Annotated in this window: 7 protein-coding genes; 2 read left to right on the forward strand and 5 right to left on the reverse strand. The window is 64.8% G+C overall.

All coding sequences use genetic code 11. The annotated features are described in order from the left end of the window. Positions 1-31: 31 nt before the first annotated feature. The gene (locus tag INT49_RS20350; RefSeq protein WP_193119563.1) at positions 32-1,048 is read right to left on the reverse strand and encodes a tyrosine-type recombinase/integrase; all 1,017 of its coding nucleotides are present in this window, start codon (positions 1,046-1,048) and stop codon (positions 32-34) included. A gap of 425 nt (positions 1,049-1,473) precedes the next feature. On the opposite strand from INT49_RS20350, the gene INT49_RS20355 reads away from it, so the two are divergent. After that, the gene (locus INT49_RS20355; RefSeq protein WP_193119564.1) at positions 1,474-2,550 is read left to right on the forward strand and encodes a DNA-methyltransferase; all 1,077 of its coding nucleotides are present in this window, start codon (positions 1,474-1,476) and stop codon (positions 2,548-2,550) included. Between the two features lie 110 nt (positions 2,551-2,660). After that, positions 2,661-3,341, forward strand: a complete 681-nt coding sequence (locus INT49_RS20360) for a metal-dependent transcriptional regulator (protein ID WP_193119565.1) — start codon at positions 2,661-2,663, stop codon at positions 3,339-3,341. Positions 3,342-3,346: 5 nt separating this feature from the next. Here the strand turns inward: INT49_RS20360 and INT49_RS20365 are convergent, their stop codons facing one another. The 4 genes from INT49_RS20365 to INT49_RS20380 are packed head-to-tail and all read right to left on the reverse strand — an operon-like array spanning position 3,347 to position 6,604. Beyond that, positions 3,347-4,039, reverse strand: a complete 693-nt coding sequence (locus INT49_RS20365) for a metal-dependent transcriptional regulator (RefSeq protein WP_193119566.1) — start codon at positions 4,037-4,039, stop codon at positions 3,347-3,349. An 11-nt stretch (positions 4,040-4,050) separates the two neighbouring features. Next, on the reverse strand, positions 4,051-4,926 hold the full coding sequence (locus INT49_RS20370; RefSeq protein ID WP_193119567.1) for a metal ABC transporter permease: 876 nt from the start codon (positions 4,924-4,926) through the stop codon (positions 4,051-4,053). After that, positions 4,926-5,663, reverse strand: a complete 738-nt coding sequence (locus INT49_RS20375) for a metal ABC transporter ATP-binding protein (protein ID WP_193119568.1) — start codon at positions 5,661-5,663, stop codon at positions 4,926-4,928. The genes INT49_RS20370 and INT49_RS20375 overlap by 1 nt, the downstream gene beginning before the upstream one ends. Beyond that, a complete protein-coding gene (locus INT49_RS20380; protein ID WP_319021719.1) occupies positions 5,660-6,604 on the reverse strand; it encodes a metal ABC transporter substrate-binding protein in 945 nt (314 codons plus the stop codon). The genes INT49_RS20375 and INT49_RS20380 overlap by 4 nt, the downstream gene beginning before the upstream one ends. Between the last annotated feature and the right edge of the window lie 188 nt (positions 6,605-6,792).

A 6,792-nucleotide genomic window follows, 5' to 3' on the forward strand; every position in this document is an offset into this window, starting at 1 on the left:
GCAGGTCACACCTCGGTTAGAGACCGGACCCTTACACAGCTAATGAAACACCCTCCCAGCCGTCCTCGATCAGATGCGTGACGTAGGAGCGGCGCAGCGAGTGGAAGTCCAGCACCGGGTCCAGGCCGATCCCTCCCCGGTAGTCGGCCATCCGGTGATCCAGTAGTGCTGCGCTCACCCGCGGTGACCGCTCCGAGGGCCAGGCCGCCGGGTTGTCGTCGGTGCCGAACAGTGGGCGGACCTCGGTGAACCACTGCTCGAGGACGTCGACCGCCCACGGCCAAACAGTCAGCACCGTGCGTCGCTTCGGCGGCGAAGCGCGCTTCGCTTTCCCGTGGCGGACGTGCACCGCCCCGAAGCCGCCGAACTCCGGCGCCTCCGGGTTGCGGCCAAAGTCGGACACATCAAGCATCTGCGTTTCGGTGCGGCGCGTGCCGAACGCGTAGGCCGTCTTGAAGATCGTCGCGTCCCGGAACGCCGCCATCCACCCCTTCTTGCCTTGGGAGCGCTTCAATTCGACTTGCTCGTCGGCGTAGTCGAACAGGTCCTGCAGCTCGCGTCGGGTGAACGGTCGCTTCGCAGGCTCCGACTCGACGTCCGCGACGTGCTGCGCAGAGTTGACGTCCGTGATGATCTGCACCGGGTGCGCCCCGAACCAGCGCATGCACTCCTCAGCCCAGCCATATGCCGGGTCGATAGCGAACGCGCAGAACCCGCGCACTGCGACCTGGTAGCCGCGCACCGTCGAGCGCGTGCAATGGTGCACCGCACGCAGATCCGCGAACCACTCGTCGGCGTGCACCGCCGCCCATTCCCAGGGGAACACGCCCGCGTGCGCCTGGAACGCACGGACCTGCCGTTCCCGCGCTTGGACCGTCGAGCGCGCAAGGTTCCGGGCAAGGCCCTGGTTCCGCCACCCCTCGAGCATCGCCTCGAACACCTGCTCGTCCGGGCGAAGCAGCGCGACTCCGTCCGACAGGACCAACCGGGCAGAACCCGCCAACGCGCCCTCGTCACCAACCACTTCGCCCCCTTCCTTGGATCGCATCAGATGCGATAATATCGCATTCACTGCGATCGGCAAGAGAAAGCCCAGGTCACGAGCGAGAGACTCGAAGCGGCGCACATCGACTGGTCAGGACGGCAAGGATCCCACACTGTCAGATCGTTGAGATTCCAAGGGAAAACGGACCAAGCCGCCGCAGCCAACACCTGTGACGGGATCGCATCAGATGCGATTCGTCATCGTTAACCGTTGATTGCCGATCGTGTGTGGGAGAAATCTGGCACGGGGAATCGGCGAGTCGCGGGCCCCTCGTGGAGCTCAGATCTGGCCCGCCGGGACTGACTCTCGTGTGGCGTCGACGCTGGGGCTGTGTCGGCTCGGGCCTGTCGGTGTGGCCCATACCTGCTGGGTAGTCCTGTTCGTCGCACACGAGCGCGGACAGGCCCGAACAGCAGGGAGCCACCGCCATGCCCGACCCCATCCCGCCGCCCGCCGCGCGCCTGACCGAACTTCCGGAACCGGTGTTCGTCGATGACCGGGCGACGCTCTACCTCGGGGACGCGGTCGAGCTCCTCCCGCTCCTGCCCGCAGCAAGCATCGACGCCCTGGTCACCGATCCGCCGTACGGGTTGAGCTTCAACGGGCAGGCCTGGGATGACGCTTCCGGGTTTCGCGAGTCGCTGATCCACATCGACACGAGCGGGATGAGTGCGCCGGAGGTGTTCGAAACCTGGTGCACGGCGTGGGCTGCAGGAGCATTTCGCGCGTTGAAGCCAGGGGCGTATGTTGCAGCGTTCGGTGGTGCACGCACCTGGCACCGGATGGTGCGTGGAATCGAGAATGCAGGGTTCGAGATCCGGGACCAGATCGCATGGCTGCACACCACCGGGATGCCCAAGAGCATGGACCTCTCGCACGCGATCGACAAGCACCACGGCGCACGCCGCAGCGACCGGGTCGTGCAGACCACCGATCACGACGGGGTGCTCGGCGCGACCCGCACCGTCGTCTCGAAGGGCACTCCAGTGACCGAGGACGCAGCGCGCTGGGAGGGGTGGGGCACGGCGCTACGACCGGCGTTCGAGCCGATCATCATCGCCCGCAAACCCCCGGAAGGAAACCTCGTCCGCAATGTCCTGGAGCACGGCGTCGGCGGGATCAACATCGACGGGGCGAGATTCGCTGATGACCGGTGGCCGACGAACGTCGCCTTCGACGCTGGCCAGGCGGATGCGCTGGACGTGTTGACGGGGACGTGGCAGGGCGAGTCGCTGTCGCGGAAGTTCCCGATCTTCCGCTTCGACCACAAGCCCTCCAAAGCGGAACGACCCCGCGCGTTCGGGGTATCGCACACAACCGTGAAGCCGTTGGCGTTGATGCGCTGGCTCGTCACGCTGGTGACCCCGCCGCACGGAGTGGTGCTGGAGCCATTCGCTGGATCGGGGGCGACGGTGGAAGCAGCGGTTAGCGATGGGTATCGCGTGCTGTGTTTCGAGAAGGATGCGTCGTATGTTCCGCTGGTCCAGTCACGGCTGGACCGGTAGCCGAGCCGTGGTCGGGGAGTTTCTGGCGACGAACGACCTTGCGCCATCTCACCTCCGTACTTTCGAACGGTGTCGTGTCGTAGTTGGATGTTCGGGGCTATTCTGAGTTCATGTCCGTCTCTGAGTTGTCCGCGAGCACGCAGAACTATTTGAAGGCCGTGTGGGGTCTGACGGAGTGGTCGTCGGTGCCGGTGACGCCGACTCTGATCGCGGAGAGGACGGGGTTGAAGCTCTCTTCGGTCTCGGATGCTGTCCGTAAGCTCTCTACGCAGGGTCTTGTCGAGCATGCTCCTTATGGTTCGGTGGAGCTGACGGAGACGGGGCGCTCCTACGCGCTGGCGATGGTTCGTCGGCATCGGCTGATTGAGTCGTTCCTCGTCAGTGTCTTGGGGTACTCGTGGGATCAGGTGCATGACGAGGCTGAGCACCTTGAGCATGCGGTGTCCGATTTCATGATCGACCGGATCGACGAGTTTTTGGAGTTCCCCGCCCGCGACCCTCATGGTGATCCGATCCCCTCCGCTGACGGGACGGTGCATATCCCGGATGCGACGCAGCTGACCGAAGTCGGGGCGGGGCACCGAGTGGTGGTCGAGCGCATTTCGGACTCGGACCCGGCGCTCCTGCAGTTCTTCGAAGAGCATGGTTTCCTAATCGGATCAACGCTGGAGATCGGCGACGGTGCCCCGTTCTCGGACGCACTGGACGCGCGAGTTACGGGATCGGAAACCTCGGTAGCACTGGGGCGTTCGGCGACAGACGCACTCTATGTGTCTGTCGTGGCCAGTTGATACGGTCACCCCGTAGCTTCGTCGTGGAGTGATGCATGGAGCACGCCTGCTCCGGCAGGGAGCAACGTGCCATGCCATTCCGCCGAGCGGACCTCGATGATGTCGACTTCCGCTGTGCAGGCCTGGATGTCTAACCATGTGCCGGGGCGAAGGTGTCGCTCGTCGAGGAAGACCAGTGTTTCAAGTGGCGCGTCCGCGATGCGTGTGATCTTCACTGGAGCCCATCGCGGGCGTGCGAGTTCCCGCAGGGGGATATCGGTGGGAGTCTCGATGCGGCCGTCTGGCGTGGGGATGGGTTGCCCGTAGGGGTCGTGGGTGGGCTGGTCGAGGGAAGCTTCGATTCGCTGGAGGAAGCGGGGTGAGCTGCTGGCTTCCAATGCGTCCGCATTGGCGGCGAGTTCGCTCCAGGGCAGGTCGAGGACGTCGTGGAGGAAGCACCGCAGTATCCGGTTCGTCCGCACTGCCCGCATCGATTCGAGTCGTCCCGTAGGAGTGAGCGAAATGCTCTTGTACCGTTCGTGGTTGACGAGACCGTCCTCGGCGAGTCGCTTTACCTGTTCGGAGACGCTCCCTGGTACGAATCGCAGCGCACCGGCTAGGCCGGTGACCGTGACTGGAGCGTCACTGTTCTCGGTCAGTGACCAGATGGCACGAAGATAGCGTGCTCTGGTCCCTGACCGGTCGCTCTTGCCGCGCATGCGTGATGCCCTTACTGTGCGGAAGCGAGTGCGCGTCTGCGGCGTGTGCTCATAATCCGGGTCCCGATGAGACCGTGCTGGGGGCTGAAGAGGTAGACGAGCGCGAAGACGGCTCCCTGAGCGAGGACGACCATTCCGCCGGACGCAGTGTCGAGGTAGTAGCTCAAGTACAGGCCGATAACGGCGCAGCCTGCGGAGATCGCGGGGGCGATGACGAGCATGCGTCCGAACCTGTCGGTGAGCAGGTAGGCGGTAGCTCCCGGGATAATGAGCATCGCGACGACGAGGACAACGCCGACCGCTTGCAGGGCGACGACGGCGGTCAGGGCGAGGAGTCCGAGGAGGACGGCGCCGAGGATCTTCGGGTTCAGTCCGATCGCGTGGGCGTGGGTGGAGTCGAAGGCGTAGAGAGTGAAGTCGCGACGTTTGGTGACGAGAATCGTGAAGGTGATCGCACCGAGGATGATGATCTGGGTGAGATCGGCCCAGGAGACGCCGAGCAGGTTGCCGAAGATGATGTGGTTCAGGTCGGTCTGCGACGGCGTGACCGAGATCAGCACGAGCCCCAGCGCGAACAGGGTCGTGAACACGATGCCGATCGCGGCGTCTTCTTTGACACGGCTGGTGTCTCTGACTGCGCCGATGAGGGCGACGGCGAGGAACCCAAACACTACTGCCCCGAGGGCGAACGGTGCGCCGGCGATGTAGGCCAGCACGACCCCGGGCAGGACGGCGTGGGAGACGGCGTCGCCCATGAGCGACCAGCCGATCAGGACGAGCCAGCAAGACAGCACCGCGCACACGATCGAGGCGATCAAGGTGGTCGCGAGGGCACGGACCATGAAGTCATAGCCGAGGGGTTCGAGGAAGAAATCGATTAGGTTCATCAGTTGTCGCCTCGGTTCAGGACGTCCAGGCCGAAGGCCAGGGCAAGGTTGTCGGGCTGGAGCACCTCGTCCGGGTCGCCGTGCATGAGCACGCGCCGCATCAGGAGCACGGCCTCGTCGGCCAAGTCGGGCAGGGCGTGGAGGTCGTGGGTCGAGACGAGAATCGTCGCCCCGTCGTCAGCGAGCTCGCGCAGCAGTCGGGTGATCGTGGCCTCGGAGCGTTTGTCGACTCCGGCGAACGGCTCATCCAACAGCAGAATGGTCGCGCCCTGGGCGATCCCCCGGGCGACGAAGGCGCGCTTCTTCTGGCCGCCGGAGAGCTGCCCGATCTGCCGATTCGCGTACTCGGTGAGCTCCACCCGTTCCAGGGCGTGGTCGACGGCGTCGTGATCGGCTTTCTTCGCGTGGCGGGTGAATCCCATGTGCCCGTAGCGGCCGGTCATGACGACATCGCGTACGGTCACCGGGAACGCCCAGTCGACGTCCTCGCTCTGCGGCACATAGCCGACGACCCCGGACTTACGTGCCTTCACCGGGTTCTCGCCGCTCACGCGCACCGTGCCGGAGTCAGGACGCAGCAGCCCCATGATGGTCTTGAACAAGGTGGACTTCCCGGACCCGTTCATGCCGACGAGTCCGCACACGCGTCCTGCCTGGATGTCGAGGGTGGCGTGGTCGAGGGCGAGGACCTCGCCGTAGTGCACGGTGACGTCGTGCACGGAGATCGCTGTCGTCATGAGTTCTGTCCCGTCAGGGCGTCGATGATGACCGTGGCGTCGTGGCGGATCAGTTCCAGGTAGGTCGGGACCGGCCCGTCCGCTTCGGAGAGGGAATCGACGTAGAGGGTGCCGCCGAAGACCGCGTCGGTGGCTTCGACGACCTGCAGCATCGGGGCTTCCGAGACCGTGGACTCGCAGAACACCGCGGGTACGTCGTTGTCGCGTACGAACTCGATGGCAGAGGTGATCTGCTGGGGGGTGGCCTGCTGCTCGGCGTTGACCGCCCAGATGTACTTCTCCGTCAGCCCGGCGTCCCGTGCGAGGTAGGAGAACGCGCCTTCACAGGTGACCAGCGCCCGCTGGTTCTCGGGCAGGACCGACAGTTCGTCGACCAGCTCGTCCTGCACGGTCTGTAGCTCGGCCTTGTATGCCTCGCCGTTGGCCTCGTATTCGCTCGCGCTGTCGGGGTCGAGGTCGCTGAACGCGTCGACCATGTTGTCGACGTAGATCTGCACGTTCACCGGGCTCATCCACGCGTGTGGGTTCGGCATCCCTGCGTAGGCGTCCTCGGTGATGTCGATGGCCTCGACTCCCTCGCTGACGACGACGTGAGGCACGTCCATGCCTTCGACGAACTGTCCGAACCACGCCTCCAGGTTCATCCCGTTGTCGAGAATGAGGTCGGCCTCCGATGCTCTGCGGATGTCGCCGGGTGTGGGTTCGTAGCCGTGGATCTCCGCCCCGACCTTCGTGATCGACTCCACCCTCAGGTTGTCGCCGGCGACGTTCTCGGCGATGTCCGCGAGAACGGTGAACGTCGTCAGCACCACGGGACGCTCATCGTCTGCTCCTGCATCGTTCTCGCCGGATGTTGCGCATCCAGCAAGAGACAGCGCGAGCACGGACGCTGCCAGCAGCGGCAGGGAACGGCGGGAGAAGAAGCGGGAGTTACGTGGCATGGATGGTTCCTTAACTGAACGGGTGGCGAGATACGGGTGGAAGTTCACGTGAGTGGTGGAAACGGAGGGCTTGGGGGCGGGCCAGCGCGATGGGATGCGGCGATGAAGTGGTCGAGCTTGTCGGGTGCTTCTCGGAGGTGTCAAGTTTTCTGTGTAAGGGGCCGGTCGAACAGCCTCTCTGCCGGGTG

This window comes from Brachybacterium tyrofermentans (assembly GCF_014897585.1).
GTDB classification, from domain to species: domain Bacteria; phylum Actinomycetota; class Actinomycetes; order Actinomycetales; family Dermabacteraceae; genus Brachybacterium; species Brachybacterium tyrofermentans.